Source organism: Minwuia sp. IMCC3009 (assembly GCF_029909415.1).
GTDB lineage: Bacteria > Pseudomonadota > Alphaproteobacteria > Minwuiales > Minwuiaceae > Minwuia.
Map to the genome: position 1 here is coordinate 1,634,573 of NZ_CP123781.1, position 18,490 is coordinate 1,653,062.

At 64.7% G+C, this 18,490-nt stretch carries 20 protein-coding genes; 14 read left to right on the forward strand and 6 right to left on the reverse strand.

What is annotated here, in order from left to right; translation table 11 throughout:
* The first annotated feature begins 91 nt into the window (after nucleotides 1-91).
* Together QGV55_RS07755 and QGV55_RS07760 are read left to right on the forward strand one after the other, a co-directional pair.
* Nucleotides 92-655: a carboxymuconolactone decarboxylase family protein gene (locus QGV55_RS07755; protein ID WP_281017403.1), complete on the forward strand. Its 564-nt coding sequence runs from the start codon at nucleotides 92-94 to the stop codon at nucleotides 653-655.
* The gene (locus QGV55_RS07760) at nucleotides 652-1,461 is read left to right on the forward strand and encodes an SDR family oxidoreductase (protein WP_281017402.1); all 810 of its coding nucleotides are present in this window, start codon (nucleotides 652-654) and stop codon (nucleotides 1,459-1,461) included. The genes QGV55_RS07755 and QGV55_RS07760 overlap by 4 nt, the downstream gene beginning before the upstream one ends.
* Nucleotides 1,462-1,466: 5 nt before the next feature.
* Here QGV55_RS07760 and QGV55_RS07765 read toward each other — a convergent pair whose 3' ends face one another.
* The 5 genes from QGV55_RS07765 to pdxH form a co-directional block, all read right to left on the reverse strand.
* Complete coding sequence (locus QGV55_RS07765) at nucleotides 1,467-1,925, reverse strand: glyoxalase superfamily protein (protein WP_281017401.1); 459 nt, start codon at nucleotides 1,923-1,925, stop codon at nucleotides 1,467-1,469.
* Nucleotides 1,926-2,100: 175 nt separating this feature from the next.
* Entirely contained in the window at nucleotides 2,101-3,291 is a 1,191-nt protein-coding gene (locus QGV55_RS07770) for a crosslink repair DNA glycosylase YcaQ family protein (protein WP_348637715.1), read from the reverse strand.
* 217 nt (nucleotides 3,292-3,508) lie between these two features.
* A complete protein-coding gene (locus tag QGV55_RS07775; protein WP_281017399.1) occupies nucleotides 3,509-4,246 on the reverse strand; it encodes an SDR family oxidoreductase in 738 nt (245 codons plus the stop codon).
* The gene (locus QGV55_RS07780; RefSeq protein ID WP_281017398.1) at nucleotides 4,243-5,244 is read right to left on the reverse strand and encodes a cation diffusion facilitator family transporter; all 1,002 of its coding nucleotides are present in this window, start codon (nucleotides 5,242-5,244) and stop codon (nucleotides 4,243-4,245) included. The genes QGV55_RS07775 and QGV55_RS07780 overlap by 4 nt, the downstream gene beginning before the upstream one ends.
* Before the next feature lie 33 nt (nucleotides 5,245-5,277).
* Nucleotides 5,278-5,865 carry a pyridoxamine 5'-phosphate oxidase gene (pdxH, locus tag QGV55_RS07785; RefSeq protein ID WP_281017397.1) on the reverse strand — a complete coding sequence of 196 codons (588 nt, stop codon included), beginning with the start codon at nucleotides 5,863-5,865 and terminating at the stop codon, nucleotides 5,278-5,280.
* Between the two features lie 363 nt (nucleotides 5,866-6,228).
* Between pdxH and QGV55_RS07790 the strand changes: the two genes are divergently transcribed.
* On the forward strand, nucleotides 6,229-7,584 hold the full coding sequence (locus QGV55_RS07790) for a DEAD/DEAH box helicase (RefSeq protein ID WP_281017396.1): 1,356 nt from the start codon (nucleotides 6,229-6,231) through the stop codon (nucleotides 7,582-7,584).
* A 57-nt stretch (nucleotides 7,585-7,641) separates the two neighbouring features.
* Here the strand turns inward: QGV55_RS07790 and QGV55_RS07795 are convergent, their stop codons facing one another.
* On the reverse strand, nucleotides 7,642-8,943 hold the full coding sequence (locus QGV55_RS07795; RefSeq protein WP_281017395.1) for a Rieske 2Fe-2S domain-containing protein: 1,302 nt from the start codon (nucleotides 8,941-8,943) through the stop codon (nucleotides 7,642-7,644).
* 134 nt (nucleotides 8,944-9,077) lie between these two features.
* Here QGV55_RS07795 and ruvA point away from each other — a divergent pair, with 134 nt between their 5' ends.
* From ruvA to tilS, 11 genes are all read left to right on the forward strand, one after another.
* Complete coding sequence (gene ruvA / locus QGV55_RS07800) at nucleotides 9,078-9,683, forward strand: Holliday junction branch migration protein RuvA (RefSeq protein ID WP_281023724.1); 606 nt, start codon at nucleotides 9,078-9,080, stop codon at nucleotides 9,681-9,683.
* Nucleotides 9,680-10,738 (forward strand): Holliday junction branch migration DNA helicase RuvB, encoded by a 1,059-nt coding sequence (gene ruvB, locus QGV55_RS07805; RefSeq protein ID WP_281017393.1) that lies wholly within the window; start codon nucleotides 9,680-9,682, stop codon nucleotides 10,736-10,738. Before ruvA ends, ruvB begins: the two co-directional genes overlap by 4 nt.
* A gap of 58 nt (nucleotides 10,739-10,796) precedes the next feature.
* On the forward strand, nucleotides 10,797-11,210 hold the full coding sequence (gene ybgC / locus QGV55_RS07810) for a tol-pal system-associated acyl-CoA thioesterase (protein ID WP_281017392.1): 414 nt from the start codon (nucleotides 10,797-10,799) through the stop codon (nucleotides 11,208-11,210).
* Nucleotides 11,207-11,938, forward strand: a complete 732-nt coding sequence (gene tolQ / locus QGV55_RS07815; protein ID WP_281017391.1) for a protein TolQ — start codon at nucleotides 11,207-11,209, stop codon at nucleotides 11,936-11,938. The genes ybgC and tolQ overlap by 4 nt, the downstream gene beginning before the upstream one ends.
* Nucleotides 11,938-12,378 (forward strand): protein TolR, encoded by a 441-nt coding sequence (gene tolR / locus QGV55_RS07820; RefSeq protein WP_281017390.1) that lies wholly within the window; start codon nucleotides 11,938-11,940, stop codon nucleotides 12,376-12,378. Before tolQ ends, tolR begins: the two co-directional genes overlap by 1 nt.
* A 54-nt stretch (nucleotides 12,379-12,432) precedes the next feature.
* Nucleotides 12,433-13,482 carry a hypothetical protein gene (locus QGV55_RS07825; protein WP_281017389.1) on the forward strand — a complete coding sequence of 350 codons (1,050 nt, stop codon included), beginning with the start codon at nucleotides 12,433-12,435 and terminating at the stop codon, nucleotides 13,480-13,482.
* A 26-nt stretch (nucleotides 13,483-13,508) separates the two neighbouring features.
* A complete protein-coding gene (locus QGV55_RS07830) occupies nucleotides 13,509-13,883 on the forward strand; it encodes a hypothetical protein (RefSeq protein ID WP_281017388.1) in 375 nt (124 codons plus the stop codon).
* Nucleotides 13,880-15,223, forward strand: coding sequence for a Tol-Pal system beta propeller repeat protein TolB (gene tolB, locus QGV55_RS07835; RefSeq protein ID WP_281017386.1), 1,344 nt, complete (start codon nucleotides 13,880-13,882; stop codon nucleotides 15,221-15,223). Before QGV55_RS07830 ends, tolB begins: the two co-directional genes overlap by 4 nt.
* A 207-nt stretch (nucleotides 15,224-15,430) precedes the next feature.
* Entirely contained in the window at nucleotides 15,431-15,979 is a 549-nt protein-coding gene (gene pal, locus QGV55_RS07840; protein ID WP_281017385.1) for a peptidoglycan-associated lipoprotein Pal, read from the forward strand.
* A 177-nt stretch (nucleotides 15,980-16,156) separates the two neighbouring features.
* Complete coding sequence (gene ybgF, locus QGV55_RS07845) at nucleotides 16,157-17,203, forward strand: tol-pal system protein YbgF (RefSeq protein ID WP_281017384.1); 1,047 nt, start codon at nucleotides 16,157-16,159, stop codon at nucleotides 17,201-17,203.
* 4 nt (nucleotides 17,204-17,207) lie between these two features.
* Nucleotides 17,208-18,419 carry a tRNA lysidine(34) synthetase TilS gene (gene tilS, locus QGV55_RS07850; protein WP_281017383.1) on the forward strand — a complete coding sequence of 404 codons (1,212 nt, stop codon included), beginning with the start codon at nucleotides 17,208-17,210 and terminating at the stop codon, nucleotides 18,417-18,419.
* The last annotated feature ends 71 nt before the right edge of the window (nucleotides 18,420-18,490 follow it).

The window sequence follows — 18,490 nt, forward strand, 5'->3', positions numbered from 1 at the left end:
TTTCGGCCCCGAATGATCCCCATGCCGAAGCTGGCACTGGACCGCTCGCCTTTGCCCTGCTGTCATGCGGTGAACATTGGGGGAGAGAGCCATGAGACTTCAGAAGCCGCGTTTCGCACCGCTGCAGGACAATGAATTCACCGAGGAACAGCGCGATGCGCTGGACTACTTCATCCGCGAAGGCTGGGTGCTCAACATCTTCCGCACGCTCGCGCGGGCACCGAAGGCGCTGAAGCGTTTCAACCTCTGGGGCGGATATGTGCTCTCGTCACGCAACGACCTTTCCCCGCGTGACCGGGAACTGGTGATCCTGCGCACGGGCTTCATGTGCAAGTCCGGCTACGAGTGGGCGCAGCATGTCGTCATCGGGAAGGATTGCGGACTGACGGACGCCGAGATTGCCCGCATCAAGCGGGGTCCGGAAGATCCGGAATGGAGCGATCTCGACCGTGCCATGCTGCAGGCGACCGACGAACTGGTGACCGACCACTTCATCAGCGAAGCCACATGGAACGCGCTGTCGGGCCTGACCGACAAGCAGCGCATGGATATTGTCTTCAGCGTTGGTCAGTACACGCAGGTTTCCATGATTCTCAATACGTTCGGGGTTCAGCTTGATGAAGGACTCGAACTGGATCCGGACCTGAAACGATGAGTGTAGCGGGGCGGCTGGAGGGCAAGGTTGCCCTGATCTGCGGTGCCGGTCAGACGCCCGGGGAGACCACGGGCAATGGACGCGCCATGGCACTGCTGTTCGCGCGTGCCGGCGCGCGCGTGGTTGCAGCCGACCGTGATCCGGAAAGGGCAGAGGAAACCGTCGCCATGATCGGAGCCGAGGGTGGACATGCCTCAGCCGTGCGCTGTGATGTCACCCAGACCTTCGACTGTGTCGGTCTGGTGCAGCAGACCATGGGCGCGGAGGGCCGTATCGACATTCTGGTCAACAATGTCGGCATTGGCGGTGGCGGTGACGGCCCGGCCCACCGGGCGTCGGAGGAGGCGGTGGAACGCATCTTCGACGTGAACACGAAGGGGGCCTGGCGCATGATCCGCGCCACCATTCCGGAGATGCGCAACCAGGGCAGCGGCTGCATCATCAACATCTCCTCGCTCGCCTCCTTCGGCGGCAGCAACATGGTCGCCTACGAGATGTCGAAGGCCGCAATGAACCGGCTGACAACCTCGGTCGCCATCGGAAATGCCAAGTATGGCGTGCGCTGCAACGCCATTGCCCCCGGCCTGATGGATACGCCAATGGCGGTCAGTGGCGGTGCCGCGGCCCGTGGACTGGATACCGAGACCGTACGGCAGGAGAGGAACCGGCAGGTTCCCCTGCTGGGTCAGATGGGCACCGCGTGGGACACTGCCCACGCGGTGCTGTTTCTGGCCTCAGACGAGGCCCGGTTCATCACTGGCGCGATCCTGCCCGTCGATGGCGGGGCAGGGGTCCGGGTCGGCTGATCCACTCAGAATGACCCCTCAAGGCCAATCCGCATGTGCGGTGTCCCGTCGGAGCGTTTCTGGGGGGAGACCCCGTCCGGCCCGATCTGGCTCGTGACCCGCTTCCGCCAGGACGAGAAGCTCTCGAAGGACACGACATCGACGGCTTCGTCGAATTCGACGCTGATCCGGGTCAGGCGGTCCTTCGAGATCACGTTCACGGAACGCACTTCGCCCCGGAACGGCTGGCCCAGGTACTCGCCCGTGACGCGATCCCCCGGCATCAGACGCAGGATGTTCGGACGCGGGGCGCGCGTCGGCACATGGGCCGCCGCCGTGTTCCAGTCACGGAAACCGTGCTGCTTCGCGACGGCCTCCAGCGCCTGGGCATGGCTGATGGCCTGACCGGAACCGGCCAGTGTGGTGCGCAGGCGTCTGGCCTGCTGTTTCAGATTGTCGGCGTGGGTCTGAAGCTTCTCAGACATGGTTCGTCTCCGATCACGCACACCTGTTCTATCGAAGGAGTGGGAGCCCGTATTGCCACCGTTCAGGGTGTGCTGAATGGCAGACGTTCCAATGTCCGGCTTCACCAATGCTTTCGCAAACGGGCGGCAGGTGCCGGAGACCTGAGCCGCTATATGTTGGCAACCGGCCGCCGCGTCAAGTCCGCCAGTCATCGGCGTAGCGGACGGAGCCAGCCTTCACGAAGCGACGGATACGTTCCAGTTCCGCCTCCAGCCGTGCGTCACGCTGGGCGGAGGCACGGACGCCCGGTTCCCACCAGAGCTTGCGGACCACCAGAGCGTCCGCGTCGGCCTGCCGCTTCATGTCGATCCGGCCGACCAGCCGGTCTCCCTCCAGCAGCGGGAAGACGTAATATCCGTACTGACGCTTCTCGGCCGGTGTGAAGATCTCGATGCGGTAGTCGAATCCGAACAGCCGCTGGCACCGCTTCCGGTCGCGGATCAGAGGGTCGAACGGGCTCAGCACCCGCAGGCGCGGTGGCAGGGCAATGTCATCGGGCTTCTGGTCAAGCACGGCGGGATCGGCCAGCGCCGTTCGGGGGCGCTGATCCAGCACGCTGCCCACTGTCACCCGGGGAAATTCGGCACCCGTCGCACTTTCGCTCCAGCGCCTGGCCTCCGCCGGGGAAATGATGCCCCAGAACCCGGCGATCTCGCCCGTGGTGGCGATCCCGAGCCTGCGCAGCGCCGAGCGGCAGGCCCAGTCGATGAAGGCCTCCTCCTCCGGCGGGTCGGAGAGGTGTTCTGCCTGCATGACCCGTTCGGTCAGGTCATAGACCTTCTCGAAACCCTCCCTGTGGCAGACCGACAGGGCACCCGTGCGCCAATGGAACTCCAGCGCGGTCTTTGACGGGTGCCAGTCCCACCAGCCACCGGCGGGGCGGCCCCCGGGAGCCATGTCGCGTGCCTTCACCGGGCCGTTGTCCCGCACATGACGCAGCACATCGTCAAACTGCTGCTCGAAACCCTCCTCCCGCCACTTGCGCCAGCGGCCCAGGATGGCAGGCCCGTCCCGCAGGAACCGCCGCCGCCAGTAGGGGAAGAAACGTGAGGGAATGACGGAAGCGTCATGCGTCCAGTTCTCGAACAGGCTGCGATCACGCTCCAGCATCCGCTGCAGCATTTCCGGGCGATAGGTATTGTTGCGCGCGAACAGGATCATGTGGTGCGCGCGTTCGACCGTGGAGATGCTGTCGACCTGTACGAACCCCAGTCGTTCGATCAGGCCGAGCAGCCCATCCCGGTCAATCGCTGTCCTCGGGTTGTCGGCAAGTTGCTGTCGTTGCAGCAGAATTCTGCGCGCCATGGGCGCGTCGACATGGTTCATGGCAAAGCAGTCCCGCATCAGACCGCCCGCGACTCGACGGCCAGTCACCTCACTCGTGTCCCCGAGTTAGTGACAGTCGGGCATCCTGATGCAAGTCCAGAATGGGAACATAAGCAAAACTTTCCGGCCTTTCGCTGATGCGTGGCGGATGGATCATCTCACCCGCGTCCGCGATCTCCGAACGGGAACCTCCGAATCCTGCACAGATGGCCGGGTGTCAGACGTGCTGGCCGCCATTGATGTGCACTTCGGCACCGGTCACGTAGCTCGCCTGGGCGGAGCAGAGGAAATAGATCGTCGAGGCCACCTCTTCCGGTGTGCCGAGGCGATGCAGGGGGATATCCTCCAGCATCATCTCGGTTCCGGGTGACAGGATCGGGGTATCGATCTCACCGGGGGCAATGGCGTTCACACGGACACCGTGCGGCCCGAGGTCGGCCGCCATCTCCCGCGTCAGCGCGGCGAGGGCTGCCTTCGAACTGGCGTAGGCCGAACCGGCGAAGGGGTGAACCCGGCTGCCGGCGATGGAGGTGACATTGACGATGCAGCCCTTCGCCGCCTTCAGCTCGTGAAACAGGCCGCGTGCCAGCAGCACCGGCGCGAACAGGTTGACGTTGAAGACGTGATGCCAGTCATCAGCTTCCGTGTTCAGCGTGCTGAGGCGCCCGCCGTCTTCGGCCTTCGGCGAGATACCGGCATTGTTGATCAGCGCGTCGAGGCGTCCATTGTCCAGCTTCGACCGCAGCAGCTCGATGCCCTGACGGATGCCGTCCACGTTGGAGAGGTCGAGCTGGACATGGTTTTCCAGACCGCCGTCCCACGGACAATCCTCCGAGAACGCGTGGCGGGAAACCGTGATGATGCGCCACCCCGCTGCGCCGAAACGCTTCACGGTTGCATGGCCGATGCCGCGACTGGCGCCGGTCAGGATGAGTGTCTTGCCACGTTCTGTCATGATCGCATCGTACCCTGTTGTCCGGCATCGGGGGAGGGCGGATTGCTGTCCCCCTGCGTATTGCTGCTACCCGCCAGCTCGCTGGAGGTCACGCGTTCCATCGTGTCGGCGAAATCCTCGACACCGGCGGGATCCAGATGAACGAAGACCTCGGTCCCCGGGTGGATCAACTGAACCTCGGCCTCGACCAGATCGGCGATCACATGGGCGTGGAACAGGCGCATGCCGCCATCCAGCTCCACGTGGATCTGCACGAATGTGTCGATGCCCGACTGCCGCGTGCGCAGGTCATGCACCGCGCGAACGCCGTCCACGGCCACGGCGGCGGCATGGATCCGCTCCCGCTCATCCACCGGCAGTTCCCGGTCCATGAGCTGGTCGAATGCGCTCATCGCGATCCGCCACGCGCCCCGCAGCAGCCAGGCCGCGATCAGCAGACCGATGATCGGGTCCGCGACATGCCAGCCCAGGACACCGGAAAGCACCAGTGCCACGATGACTCCGGCGTTCATCGCCAGGTCGCCTGCATAGTGCAGCAGGTCCGCGCTGATCGCCACGGATCCGGAACGGTTCACAACGAAACGCTGAAAGCTGACGAGGGCAAAGGTGAGGGCGATGGAGACCAGCATGACGATGATGCCGATATTGCCCGCGGTCACCGGCTCGGGATTGGCTATGTTGGCAATGCTCTCCCAGGCCAGGAAGACGGCGGAACCCGCGATCAGTGCGCCCTGACCCAGTGCGCCGAGGGACTCGGCCTTGCCGTGCCCGAAACGGTGCTCCGCGTCGGCGGCCTGCAGGCTGTAGCGCACCGCAAAGAGGTTGATCAGGGAGGCAGCGAGGTCGAGCGCGGAATCCAGCAGGGAACCCAGCATTGCCGTTGACCCGGTCATCGCGAAGGCGAAGACCTTGATCACGATCAGCACGCCCGCCGTTGAGGCGGAGGCGTATGTCGCCAGACGCATCAGTCGTCCGGGATTGCTGGCTTGGCTTGTCATGGCTTCCTGCTGTGTGAGCTTCCTGGTCGACCGTCAGGGGTAGAGGATTTCCCTGGTCCAGTCCTCGGTGCCGATGCGGCGGTAGATATTGCGTTCATGCAGGCGGAACGGCTTGTCCCGCCAGAACTCGAAACGGGTCGGCACGACGCGGAACCCGGACCAGTGCGGCGGGCGGGGAACCTCGCCAATGGCATGTTTCGCCGCGAATTTCGCGATCCTCTTCTCGAATTCGAAGCGCCCTTCCATCGGGCGGCTCTGTTCCGACGCCCAGGCACCGATGCGGCTGTCACGGGGCCGGGACGCGAAATAGGCATCCGCCTCCGCGTCATCCACCACTTCGACAGGCCCCTGGACGCGTATCTGACGGCGCAGTGACTTCCAGTGGAAACACAGCGCGGCCTTGCGCGCGAACAGGATCTCCTTGCCCTTCTGGCTCTCGAAGTTCGTGTAGAACGTGAAGCCCCGGTGATCCGCGCCTTTCAGCAGCACCATGCGGACATTGGGCATGCCGGACTCATCGACCGTGGCCACGGACATGGCGTTCGGGTCGTTCGGCTCACTTTCGCTCGCTTCCTTCAACCAGGTCTGAAACAGGTCGAAGGGATCTTCGGTATCCGTCATAGCGCTCGCCTCGACATCGGGATGTGTGGACGCGAACATAGTGCAATTCACGGCATTCTGTACCCCCGGCAGAGTGCTGAGCGGCATTTCGTTTGCGCATGCGAAAGGAATATGCTCTAAGCGTTCGCAGATGCACTGTGCGTAGAGGGCGATTCTGTTCGCTTGCAGTGTGTGATTGCACGATTTTCTTCGTGAGATCGTTGCCTTGAAGCGGCGCCAGGTGCGCCAGACATCGGCGGCTGATCTACGCAAGCTCTTCCGAACAATGTGTACCGGGTCGTTCCGGGGCAAATGGCCCCCGACGTGTGATTCCCGGTTGATATGTGCCTGACCTGAGGGTCGGGTCACAGGAAAGTACTGAACTTGACAAAATTTGATGAACTCGGCCTCGCCGAACCCCTGCTGCGCGCGCTCAACGGGGAAGGCTATACCAGCCCGACCCCGATCCAGCAGAAGGTCATTCCGGTCATGCTGGATGATCGCGATGTGCTGGGCACGGCCCAGACCGGCACCGGCAAGACTGCCGCCTTCGTGCTGCCGCTGCTGCAGCGTCTGATCACCCATCCCGTTCCGCGCACGCAGCGCCATTGCGGTGCGCTGATCCTGGCGCCGACGCGCGAACTGGCGGCCCAGATCCGCGACAGCATCCGTGTCTACGGTCGCCATATCCGCCCCTCCGTCGCGCTTGTCGTCGGTGGCGTTAAGCCGTTCCCGCAGATCAAGGCGCTGAAGCCCGGTGTCGACATTGTCGTCGCCACGCCGGGGCGGCTGCTCGACCACATGAATACCGGCGCGATCAAGCTGGACATGGTCGAGACCGTGATCCTGGACGAAGCCGACCACATGCTGGATCTCGGTTTCATCCCGGCGATCCGCCGCATCATGCAGGCCGTGCCGAAGGAGCGTCAGACCGCGCTGCTGTCCGCGACCATGCCGACGCCGATCCGTGCCCTTGCCAAGGATTTCCTCGACCGTCCGGTCGAGATCGCCGTGGCCCCGGTGGCGCAGCCGATCGAGCTGATTTCGCAGAGGGTGATGATGATCCCCGCGGGCGACAAGAAGCGTGTCCTGGTCGATGTGCTGAAGTCGGAGCAGGCCGAGCGCACCATCGTCTTCAGCCGCACCAAGCACGGTGCTGACAAGATCACGAAGCATCTGGAACGCGAAGGCATCAATGCCGTGGCGATCCATGGCAACAAGAACCAGTCACAGCGTGACCGTGCCCTGGGCCAGTTCAAGGACGGGCGTGTGAGCGTCATGGTGGCGACGGATGTTGCGGCCCGTGGCATCGACATCGATGGGGTGACCCACGTCATCAACTTCGAACTGCCGAACGTGCCGGAGTCCTATGTCCATCGCATCGGGCGGACGGCCCGCGCGGGCAAGAGCGGTGTCGCCATCGCCTTCTGTGACAGCGAGGAACGCGGACTGCTGCGTGATATCGAGCGGCTGATCGCCATGGATCTGAAGAAGACGGATGAAGATGGTGAGCCCGTGATCCTGCCGGCCCATGCGCCGCAGAAGAAGGGTGGCGGCGGTCGTGGCCGCAAGCCTGGCGGCAACAGCAGTTCCACACGGCCGTGGAAGCGCAATGCCGAAGGCGGTCGCAACGAGCGCGGGCGCAATGGCGCCCCGGCCGGCAATCGGGATGGTGGCCGTCCGGCGGCAAAGCCTGACAGCCGCAAGCCGCGCCGTCAGCCGCAGCGCGCTGCAAGCTGATACCGGTTCGACCCTGCCTCCGGACCCGGGGGCAGGGTCGGCCTGTCTGTCTGACCCTCAGTCCGCCGCGTCGGAGATGACCCCGCGCGGGTCGCCGAAGCGGTCACGCATCACTTCCGCGAGGCCGGTGCCCTCCGGCGCGATCGCCCCGCCACTGCGCGTCCGGTAGGCACCAGGTGTGCTGGCGGCGGCAGGCCGTTCGCCGATCTCCAGCTTCCTGGCCAGTCCCATGATCAGCTTCCGGAAACGCACGACGCCTTCGTCGGAGGGTGTCAGCGTCTCGCGCGTCCTGTCGGCAATACGCCCCTGGCTGTCCTGCACGCAGGCATCCTGCTCCGAAAGTCCGGTGATTCCCGTGAAGGACACGGTCTTCTGTGCTTCCCGATCGATCATGTAGTCATTGGCCCGACGGCGCAGCGGCACGTAGTTCTCGTCCACTTCGGCATGCACGCTGCGGCCTGAGTTGTAGCGGAACAGCTCTTCCTCATTCAGCGGACGGTCGGGGTTCCAGGCCGTGGTGAAGATCCAGCAGTTCTCGTCATCCACCGGCACCCAGGTCTGGGCGGTGTAGGTCTCCCCCGGCATGGCGTTGGGGGCGGTTGCATGGTTCGGCACCATGTACTGGCTGATCCGCCAGTAGGTCTCCCCCGGATCACCGCGGCGGGCGCCGCCGAGCACCAGACCCGCATCATGCTCCAGCACCTCGTAGTAGGGTGCGCCGTCGGCATCGATCCAGGCCGCCCGCTTGTCGGCATATACCGACAGGTGTGCCGGGGGCGGGGTCAGGTTGCGATGGACGAAGGTGAAGTGCGCGGTATCGATGGCGCCCTCCAGCGCCTGCGCCCAGTTGCATTCCTGCAGCTTCTTCGAGACATAGCGGTGTGAATCCGGGACCAACGCCCATTCGACACGGGGCAGATCGACCGCCTGCGCCGGATCACCCATCCATGCCCAGACCATGCCGCCCCATTCCCTGATCGGATAGCTGTGGATGTGCACCATCTTCAGGAAATTGTCGCGCAACTTGCCGGGCACCATGTTGGGGATGTCAACGCACTTGCCGTCCACATCGAACTTCCAGCCATGATAGATGCAGCGCAGGCCGCATTCCTCGTTCCGGCCCCAGAACAGGTCGGCACCGCGATGGGGACAGCGCGGCTCCACGAGGCCCAGGCGACCGTCGCTCTGGCGGAACAGCAGCATGTCCACGCCCAGGATCTTCAGTCGCTTCGGGGCGGCGTCCACTTCCTCGACTTCCGCAAGCAGCGCCACCGGATGCCAGAACTCGCGGAACAGGTTGCCCATCGCCGTTCCGGGTCCGGTCAGGGTCAGCAGATCATTGTCAGCCTTGCTCAGCATTTCCAGTCCTCCCCTGTCATGCCGACAACAGCATATCGGAGCGCCGGGCTGCGGCAAATCTGCTATTCAGCGAGGGTGCGCAGGTGACGATTCGTCGGCACCCGCGCCCAGGCGAAACAATGGGCGGAGCGGACATGATCGCGCGGCTGAAGGGCAGGGTGGACCGACTGGGGGAGGAACACGCCATCATCGACGTTGGTGGTGTCGGCTATCTCGTCTTCTGTTCGGGGCGGACGCTGCAGCAACTCGGTCAGGTCGGCGACGCCGCGGCGCTGGAGATCGAGACCCACGTGCGGGAAGATCACATCCACCTCTATGGCTTTGCCGAACTGGCGGAGCGGGACCTGTTCCTGGTCCTGCAGACCGTGCAGGGCGTCGGCGCGAAGGTGGCACTGGCGATCCTGTCGGCCCTGACCGTCACGGACGTGCAGAACGCGATCAGTTCAGGCGACGTGGCTCTGCTGACCCGCGCGCAGGGGGTCGGCAAGCGTCTGGCGCAGAGGCTGACAAGCGAACTGAAGGAGAAGATGGGCGGTATCGCGCCTGCTGCGGATGGCGCAGTGCTGACAGCGCCCGCCGGACCGGTGGGTGCTGCGGCTGACGCGGTCTCGGCGCTGGTCAACCTGGGCTACCGCAAGGCGGAGGCAGAGGTGGCCGTGCGCCGTGCCAAAGCGGCCGTCGGTGAGGATGCGGACGTATCAGCCCTCATCACTGCCGGACTGAAGGCGCTGGCGACATGAGCGAGGAACGGCTGATCACCGGGGAGCGGCGTGATGAGGACATGGGGGAGGCGACCATGCGCCCCCAGGTCCTGGATGACTTCATCGGCCAGCAGAAGGTCCGCGAGAACCTGGACGTGTTCATCTCCGCCGCCCGGGGCCGGTCGGAGGCGATGGACCATGTGCTGTTCTTTGGCCCGCCGGGGCTGGGCAAGACCACGCTGGCGCAGATCGTGGCGCGGGAACTGGGGGTCAACTTTCGGGCGACGTCCGGACCGGTCATCGCACGGGCAGGGGATCTCGCCGCGATCCTGACCAATCTGGAAGAGCGCGATGTGCTGTTCATCGACGAGATTCATCGCCTTAATCCTGCCGTAGAAGAGATTCTATATCCGGCCATGGAAGACTTTCAGCTGGACCTGATCATCGGGGAGGGACCGGCGGCACGATCCGTGAAGATCGACCTGCCGCCGTTCACGCTTGTCGCCGCCACCACACGGTCGGGTCTGCTTACCACGCCGCTGCGGGACCGGTTCGGCATTCCCTGCCGGCTGGAGTTCTACAAGCCGGCGGAGCTTGAACGCATTGTCCGCCGGGGTGCGGAGGTGCTGGGGCTGAGCCTGACCGAAGACGGTTGCGCCGAGATCGCCAAGCGCGCGCGGGGCACACCGCGCGTGGCGGGCCGCCTGCTGCGCCGGGTGCGGGACTTCGCGTCCGTGGCGGGGGCAGAAACGGTGGACCGGGTGAAGGCGGATGCGGCCCTGACACGGCTGGAGGTCGATGGTCTGGGTCTGGACGGCATGGACCGGCGCTATCTCACCTGCATGGCCCAGTCCTATGGCGGGGGGCCGGTGGGGGTCGACAATCTGGCGGCGGCCCTGTCGGAGCCGCGCGACGCGATCGAGGACATCATCGAACCCTATCTGATGCAGCTTGCCCTGATCGTCCGCACACCACGCGGGCGCATGATGACGGCGGCAGCCTGGCAGCACCTGGGACTGACCGCCCCGTCACCGGCCGCCGGCCACGATGGCGGTCAGTCCTCCCTCGACCTGCCGGATGGTGCCGATGACTGATTCAACCCAGTCTGATCCGTCCGGGGCAAGGGGGCGTATCCAGGGCGATGCACACCTGATGCCCGTGCGGGTCTATTGGGAAGATACCGATGCGGGTGCCATCGTCTATTACGCGAACTACCTGAAGTTCACCGAGCGGGCGCGGTCGGACATGCTGCGTTTGCTGGGGATCGACCAGCGGGCAATGATGGAGCAGGACTCTGGCGCAATGTTTGCTGTCAGGGATGTCACGGCCAGCTATCTGGCTCCGGCGCGGCTTGACGACGATCTCGTGGTCGAGACGCGATTGACTGAAATGAAGGGGGCAACACTGTCCCTGTCGCAGAACGTGATGCGGCAGGACGAGATGCTGGTGCAAACGCAGGTGCGCGCCGCATTCATCGGGCTGGACGGGCGACCGAGGCGGATTCCCGCCCTGGTGCGCGACCGGCTGACAGCGCTGACAACACGAGGCGGAGAAGAGAAACAATGAATCAGGAAGTTGTGGCAGCCGGTATCGAGGGGCTCAATGCCGCTGACCTGTCCATGTGGGCGCTGTTCCTGCGTTCGGACATCGTGGTGCAACTTGTGATGCTGGTGCTGCTTGGTGCCTCGATCTGGTGCTGGTCGATCATTTTCGAAAAGTGGGTGCGCTATCGCCGTGTCTGGCGTCAGGCGGACAGCTTCGAGAAGGAGTTCTGGTCCGGCGGCAGCCTGGAGGCGCTGTATGACGAGATCGGCGCCAAGGCCAATCATCCCATGGCGGTGCTGTTTGCCGGAGCCATGCGTGAATGGCGGCGCACGGCGGAGCGGGGCCTGACCGGCAAGGATCACCTGCGTGCCGGTCTGCAGGACCGCATCGGGCAGGTCATGCGCATCAGCATCGATCGGGAGGTTGAGCGGCTGGAGCGTTACCTGGGGGTCCTGGCAACGGTCGGATCGACGGCACCCTTCGTTGGCCTGTTCGGCACGGTCTGGGGCATCATGGGCAGTTTCCAGTCCATCGCCGCCACCAAGAACACGTCCCTTGCCGTCGTGGCACCGGGCATCGCGGAGGCGCTGTTCGCCACGGCGCTGGGTCTTGTCGCCGCCATTCCGGCGACCATCGCATACAACAAGTTCTCCAATGATCTCGGGCGCTACGCCACACGGCTGGAAGGCTTTGCGGGCGAGTTCTCCGCCATCATGTCGCGGCAACTGGATGAGGGGGACAGCAACTGATGGGCGCTCAGATGCAGGGCGGGCGGTTCCGTCGCAAGCGCTATGAACCAATGTCCCAGATCAACGTGACACCATTCGTCGATGTCATGCTGGTCCTGCTTGTGGTCTTCATGATCGCGGCGCCGTTGCTTTCCGTCGGTGTGCCGGTCGAACTGCCGAAGGCTGTGGCCCCCACACTTCAGGGTCTGGATGAACCTCTTGCGATAACCATCGACAAGGACGGTCGGATCTTTCTGCAGGAAAAGGAAGTACAGCTTGGTGATCTGGTGCCGAAGCTCACCGCGATCACCGACGCTGCGCAGGATCGGAGGATCTTCGTGCGTGGCGACCGGACAATCGACTACGGACGCGTGATGGAGGTCATGGGCACCATCAATGCCGCGGGCTTCACCCGTGTCGCACTGGTGGCGCAGGCACCCGGCCGCGTCGACGCCCAATAGTCTCACCGGGTCCAGGGCAGGCCCGCAACCGGACAAGGACAGGTACCCAGAGCTGTGATCCGCTCCGCCACCATATCGGTTGTCTTTCATCTGGTTGTTGCCGGGGCGCTGGCGCTTGACCTGCCGTCGTTCAGTGACAGTGAACCCGTGAATGCGGAGACCATCGTGACGGTGTCCTACGAGACCGTCGGACCGGAAACCAATCTGAAGACCGCGGGTGAGCCCGACGAGCCCGCGCCCGACGTGCCGATCAGCGCCCCGGACCAGGAGCGTCAGCCGCCACCGGAGACCGCGCCGCCGCCACCGCCGCCACCTGTGGAGACCGAAACGGCCGAGGTCGCCCCGGCCCCGGAACCTGTTCCTGCCCCCCTGCCGGAGCCGGAGGCTGAGGCACCGCCGCCGCCGCCGACCCCGCGGCCGGTGGTGGAACTGGATCCCGACGGAACCCTGGCCCCGCGCAAGCAGATCGAGGAGAAGGTCGAGAAACTGGCGAAGCTGGAGCCGCTGCCGATCCCGGAACCGAAACCCGTGGAGAAGACACCGCCGCCACCCCTGCCGGAAGTACCGAAGCCCCGGCCCGAGCAGGTCGCCAAGGCAACCACGCCGGTGCCCGAGGCACGACCGCAGAAGGCTCCGGACGAGCAGGAGGCCCTGTTCGACCGGCTGTCGGCCAAGCTGGACCGGCTGAACAAGGAAAAGCCCACGCCGCCGGTGGAGAAGAACGAGACCCGGATCGCCAACATCCGGATCGGGGAGGGGGGGACCGCACGCAATCGCATCAATGCCGTGCTGACCGTATCCGAACGCGATCTGCTGCGCAGCCACATGGCGCGCAACTGGAGCCCGAACCATGGCGCGCCGGGGATTCACGAGATGCGGGTCGACGTTCACCTGTTCCTGAACAAGGACGGCACGCTGGCGCGGGAACCCGAACTGGTTGACGTGGATGATGCCGGTCAGGCCAGCCGTGTCGTGCGGGCCTTTACCGACAGCGCGGTGCGGGCGGTCTACAAGGCACAGCCTCTGCCCATGCCGCCCGACAAGTTCGAGCAGTGGCGGGAGATGGTGTTCACCTTCTCGCTCAGGGAAGTCTACGGTCAGTGACGGGGGAGAATGGAACCATGAGCAGGTTGACTGCGTTTCTGGCTGTGTCGCTGGTTGCTGTCCTTACGAGCGTTGCCGCGCTGGCGGAGCCGGCGGACCTTGCCAGGTCACTGAAGAGCCATGTGACCGATAACTGGGTCGTCCCGGACGTCTTCGGCGATGCCGAACTGATCCAGGTCACGGCCGTGCTGCAGATGAACCCGGACGGCACGCTAAACGGCACGCCGGAGGTGACTGTCACGGATGACGGCGGTCAAAGTGACGCCACAGTTCAGGCATATGTCGACAGCGTGCGTGCAGCGATTGACAGGAGCCAGCCCTTTTCGCTGCCTGCTGACCAGTTTGACGTCTGGCGCACCATCGAGATCAGTTTCAACCTGAAGGAAGAATCCGGTAAATGAAGCTTCTGAATGCAGCGACCCTGGTCATGCTGTGCCTTGGTGCCCTGGGTGCCACGCTGAGCCCGGCGACAGCGCAGTTGAGGATCGACATCACGAGTGCCTCCGTCGATCCATTGCCGGTGGCGGTCACCGATCTGCACGGGGAAACCGCGACGACCCGTGAACTCGGCCGCGAGATCGCGGAGGTCGTCCGGGGGAACCTTTCCCGCACCAGCATCTTCCGCCTCATCAATCCGGCCGCCTATCTGGAATCGCCGGAGGATGTGCTGGTCCGCCCGAACTTCACCAACTGGCGACCGCTGGATGCGCAGGCGCTGGCCACCGGCAGTGTCCGGATCGAGAGTGACGGGCAGCTGCGGACAGAGTTCCGCCTGTGGGATGTCTTCGGTGCCAGCCAGCTCACCGGTCTCGTCTTCCGCACCACACCGGAGAACGCCCGGCGCATCGGCCACATCATCTCCGACGCCATCTACAAGCGTCTGACGGGGGAGGAAGGCTACTTCGACACGCGCATCGTCTATGTCGCCGAATCCGGCCCGCCGGACCGGCGGGTGAAGCGCCTGGCCATCATGGATCAGGACTCCGCCAATCACAGGTACCTGACGGATGGCGCCAACCTTGTCCTGACGCCCCGTTTCTCCCCGACGCAGCAGGTCGTCACCTACATGTCCTATGTCGGCAACCAGCCGCGGGTCTATCTGTATGACATCGATACGGGACAGCAGGAGATCCTGGGCGAATTTCCCGGCATGACCTATGCGCCGCGCTTCTCTCCGGACGGGGAGAAGGTGGTGATCTCCATGGCCCGCAACGGCAACTCCGATGTCTATGTCATGGACCTGCGGACCCGTGTGACGGCGCGGCTGACACGGCATCTGGCGATCGACACATCCCCCAGCTTTGCGCCGGACGGTGACCGGCTGACGTTCAATTCCGACCGGTCGGGGACGCAGCAGATCTACACCATGAATGCAGACGGGTCCGATGTGCAGCGCATCAGCTTTGGGGAAGGACGTTATGCAACACCGGTCTGGTCGCCACGCGGCGATCTGATCGCCTTCACCAAGCTGCTCAAGGGGCGATTCTATATCGGTGTCATCCGTCCTGACGGTACGGGAGAGCGGATCCTGACGGAAAGCTTCCTGGATGAAGGTCCCACATGGTCGCCCAATGGCCGTGTGCTGATGTTCTTCCGCCAGATACCGGGGGACGACAATGGGCGCGGCGGCAGCGTGCGGCTCTGGTCGGTCGACCTGACGGGGCAGAACCTGCGGGAGGTGGCAACACCGATCGATGCTTCCGATCCTGCATGGTCGCCACTGACCCCGCTGGAGGAGTGAAAGAGGCGTATCGGGGGAGCGACATCTTGACAAACAGGTCGCGAGGTCACGCCGATGACACAGAGTCCGGTTCCGATTCACCGTACTTGATGGTAATAGCGGGTTAATGGTTGTCGGGGGGCACCTGCCTGTGACATCCGCGTACATCGTGATTCGATCATCGTTGGGACCGGGATGGTCCTGACGCAGCAGGGAGCTTAATTCATCATGCCTCATGGTTTTCTGGTCAAGGCGGGCAGCATGGTTGCCGCACTGGTTATTCTCGCAGCCTGCTCCGACGAGCCGCCGGCTACGGACGCCTCCGATGCTGGTTCGGGCGGCGCGACGCAGACTGCGGCCCCCGCACCGGCACCTGCGGCCACACCCAGGGTCGTGACCCAGCCCGCCGGACCGAAGGAAGGTTCGCAGGAGCATTTCGTGCTGAACGTCGGCGACCGTGTCTTCTTCGCGTTCGACAGCCATGAACTGAACCGCGACGCGCAGGATGTGCTCCGCCGTCAGGCTGCCTACCTGGCCCGGTTCCCGGCCAAGCGGATCGTTCTGGAGGGTCATGCCGATGAGCGCGGCACCCGCGAGTACAACCTTGGTCTTGGTGAGCGTCGTGCCAATGCGGCGAAGGAATATCTCGCCAGCCTGGGCATCGCGCCGTCCCGCGTGACGACGATTTCCTATGGCAAGGAGCGCCCGGTCGCCCTGGGTCATAACGAGAGCGCCTGGGCCCAGAACCGCCGCTCGGTCACGGTCATCTCCAACTGATGTCGTGAAGTGCCACCTCCGGGTGGCAGCAAGTGTTTCTCGCCCGCCGTTGCCGCGTGCAACGGCGGGCGATTTGCGTCTCGGGACCGCGTTTCGCATTTTCGTCGCATTTCTGCGCCATTGAAGATGCATTCACGTCAATGACGGGTCATTCTTGTCCGTGAAGAGGAGAATCCGATGATGATGGTGTCTGGTCGCGGGGGACTCATGTCCCTTGTTCTCGTGCTTGGCCTGGCGGCACCCCTGGCGACGACTTCTGTCGCGCAGGATCTTGCCCCCCTGAATGATCGGGTCCAGCGGCTGGAACGCTCCGTCACGGACCTGAAGGCGCATGTGCTGGGCGGGCGGCCCCTGCCTGCCGCCCCGACGACGGATAGCGGCGGTGCGGGCCCGGCGACTGTCGCCGAACGGGCTGACGCTGCAGGTCTGATCCTGAAGATCAATGCGCTGGAAGAGGAGATGCAGAACCTCACCAACCGCATCGAGGAAGTGGACTTCAAGCTGCGGCGGATCGACAGCCGCATGACCAAGCTGGTGGAGGACGTGGATTTCCGGCTGACCGCCATCGAGCGGAACATGGCCGCGGCACCCGCACCGGCAGCCACGACGAATCTGGCGGCGGGTGGCAATGCCCAGCCCGTCGAGGGGGCGGCCCAGGGTACACAGGTACTGGGGCAGGTGACGCCAGAGGAAGTGGCCCGCCTGCCGCAAGGCAACGCACCCGCTGGCACCGGCGTGCAGGTGGAGGCTGAACCGTCAGGGAACCGGCTGGCTGCGGCACCCGCCGTCGGCACCGCGCCGACAGGCGGGACACCGATCAATCAGGCTCTGCCGGATGGTGAGCCGAGGGATCAGTACATCCATGCCTTCGGCCTGTTGCAGGCCAAGCGGTTTGCCGAATCCGAACAGGCCTTCAAGGCCTTCCTGGAACTGCATCCGGAGCATGAGCTGGCGGGCAACGCCCAGTACTGGCTGGGGGAAAGCCACTATGTGCGTCAGGACTACGAGGCTGCGGCCTCCGCCTTCCTGACCGGCTATCAGAAGTACCGCACCAGCACCAAGGCACCGGACAACCTGCTGAAGCTGGGCATCACGCTGGTCGTGCTGGATCAGAAGCAGGATGCCTGTGCCGTCTTCAACGAACTCACCGACCGCTATCCCACCGCTTCGAGCAGCATCAAGCGCAGGATGCAGCGGGAGAAGCAGAAGGCCGGTTGCGCCTGATCCGATGACCGAAGCCGAGCTGCGCTTTCAGGAGGCGATGGCAGGACTGCCCGATCCGGGCCGCTCGGTTGCCGCTGCCGTTTCCGGCGGCCCTGACAGCATGGCGCTGGCCATTCTGCTGCGTGACTGGGCGCATGCCCAAGGGCGGCATGTCACGGCGCTGATCGTCGATCATGGCATCAGGGCCGGGTCGGACGCCGAGGCAGGGCTGGTTTCTGAACGGCTCTCTGCCGCGTCTGTCCCGAATGTGGTGCTGCGCTGGGACGGTCCCAAGCCCGCCGCCGGGCTTCAGGCGCGGGCACGGGACGCCCGCTATGGGCTGATGCTCGACTGGTGCCGGGGGCAGGGTATCGACAGCCTGTTCGTCGGTCACCATGCCGACGATCAGGCAGCAACCGTGACCATGCGGATCGCGCGTGGCAGTGGCATCGACGGACTTGGCGCCATGCGGCCCATGGTGGTGCGGGACGGGGTCCGCATCTGCCGCCCGGTGCTCTCCGTGGCCAAGTCGGAACTGATCGCACTGCTTGCTGCCAGGGGCCTTGCCTGGGTCGATGATCCGACCAACGACGATCCCCGGCATGAACGCAACAGGATCGACGAGGAACTGGCCGCGCACCCGGCTTCGGACCAGCAGCGGGCGCGGCTGAACCGGCTGGCCGACCGCGCGGCACGTGCCTCCGACGCATTGCAGGCCTGGACGGACAGGGTCTGGAAGGAATCCGCCATCATCGGCGCGGCTGGCGATGTCACCCTCGATCTGTCCGTGTTTCAGGCCTTGCCGGAGGAGATCAGGCTGCGGCTGTTGCTCAGGGCGGCGGCTCAGGCCGGAGGAATCCAGCCGGGACTGGAGAAGGCGGAGCGTGCTGTCGCGCGCCTGCAACAGGGCGATTCCCTGCTGACGCTGACGCTTGGCCATGCGCTCGTTCGCCAGTCCCGCAAGCGCGTGCGGGTGGTGCGGGAGCACCGGAATCTGCCGTTTCATGACTGGCTGCCGGGCGCGGCCCGGAGCCTGCTCTGGGATGGCCGGTTCCGCCTCGAAGCATCAGCCCCCCTGAACGATCCGATCTCCATCGGGCCCGGCGTTGCGGATACGTCGCTGTTGCCCTGTGTCTACCGCCAGCGCGAAGCCCTCGGCTGTCCGCTCGGGGAGGCCGTCAGGCTGCCGGGCAATGTGCTGGTGCGTGCCACGCCCCTTTTTGTGGCCCCGCGCTGAAACATGTTTCGCTTCCCCGGCTTGTGCACCGCAGAATCCGGACTATCTGAAACGTGTACGAAGTCCTGATT

What these genes read in the sequence shown, in the direction of transcription:
- QGV55_RS07755 (WP_281017403.1), top strand. Translation starts at nt 92, where the DNA reads ATGAGACTTCAGAAGCCGCGTTTCGCACCGCTGCAGGACAATGAATTC.
- QGV55_RS07760 (WP_281017402.1), top strand. Translation starts at nt 652, where the DNA reads ATGAGTGTAGCGGGGCGGCTGGAGGGCAAGGTTGCCCTGATCTGCGGT.
- QGV55_RS07765 (WP_281017401.1), bottom strand. Translation starts at nt 1,925, where the DNA reads ATGTCTGAGAAGCTTCAGACCCACGCCGACAATCTGAAACAGCAGGCC.
- QGV55_RS07770 (WP_348637715.1), bottom strand. Translation starts at nt 3,291, where the DNA reads ATGAACCATGTCGACGCGCCCATGGCGCGCAGAATTCTGCTGCAACGA.
- QGV55_RS07775 (WP_281017399.1), bottom strand. Translation starts at nt 4,246, where the DNA reads ATGACAGAACGTGGCAAGACACTCATCCTGACCGGCGCCAGTCGCGGC.
- QGV55_RS07780 (WP_281017398.1), bottom strand. Translation starts at nt 5,244, where the DNA reads ATGACAAGCCAAGCCAGCAATCCCGGACGACTGATGCGTCTGGCGACA.
- pdxH (WP_281017397.1), bottom strand. Translation starts at nt 5,865, where the DNA reads ATGACGGATACCGAAGATCCCTTCGACCTGTTTCAGACCTGGTTGAAG.
- QGV55_RS07795 (WP_281017395.1), bottom strand. Translation starts at nt 8,943, where the DNA reads ATGCTGAGCAAGGCTGACAATGATCTGCTGACCCTGACCGGACCCGGA.
- ruvA (WP_281023724.1), top strand. Translation starts at nt 9,078, where the DNA reads ATGATCGCGCGGCTGAAGGGCAGGGTGGACCGACTGGGGGAGGAACAC.
- ruvB (WP_281017393.1), top strand. Translation starts at nt 9,680, where the DNA reads ATGAGCGAGGAACGGCTGATCACCGGGGAGCGGCGTGATGAGGACATG.
- ybgC (WP_281017392.1), top strand. Translation starts at nt 10,797, where the DNA reads ATGCCCGTGCGGGTCTATTGGGAAGATACCGATGCGGGTGCCATCGTC.
- tolQ (WP_281017391.1), top strand. Translation starts at nt 11,207, where the DNA reads ATGAATCAGGAAGTTGTGGCAGCCGGTATCGAGGGGCTCAATGCCGCT.
- tolR (WP_281017390.1), top strand. Translation starts at nt 11,938, where the DNA reads ATGGGCGCTCAGATGCAGGGCGGGCGGTTCCGTCGCAAGCGCTATGAA.
- tolB (WP_281017386.1), top strand. Translation starts at nt 13,880, where the DNA reads ATGAAGCTTCTGAATGCAGCGACCCTGGTCATGCTGTGCCTTGGTGCC.
- pal (WP_281017385.1), top strand. Translation starts at nt 15,431, where the DNA reads ATGCCTCATGGTTTTCTGGTCAAGGCGGGCAGCATGGTTGCCGCACTG.
- ybgF (WP_281017384.1), top strand. Translation starts at nt 16,157, where the DNA reads ATGATGATGGTGTCTGGTCGCGGGGGACTCATGTCCCTTGTTCTCGTG.
- tilS (WP_281017383.1), top strand. Translation starts at nt 17,208, where the DNA reads ATGACCGAAGCCGAGCTGCGCTTTCAGGAGGCGATGGCAGGACTGCCC.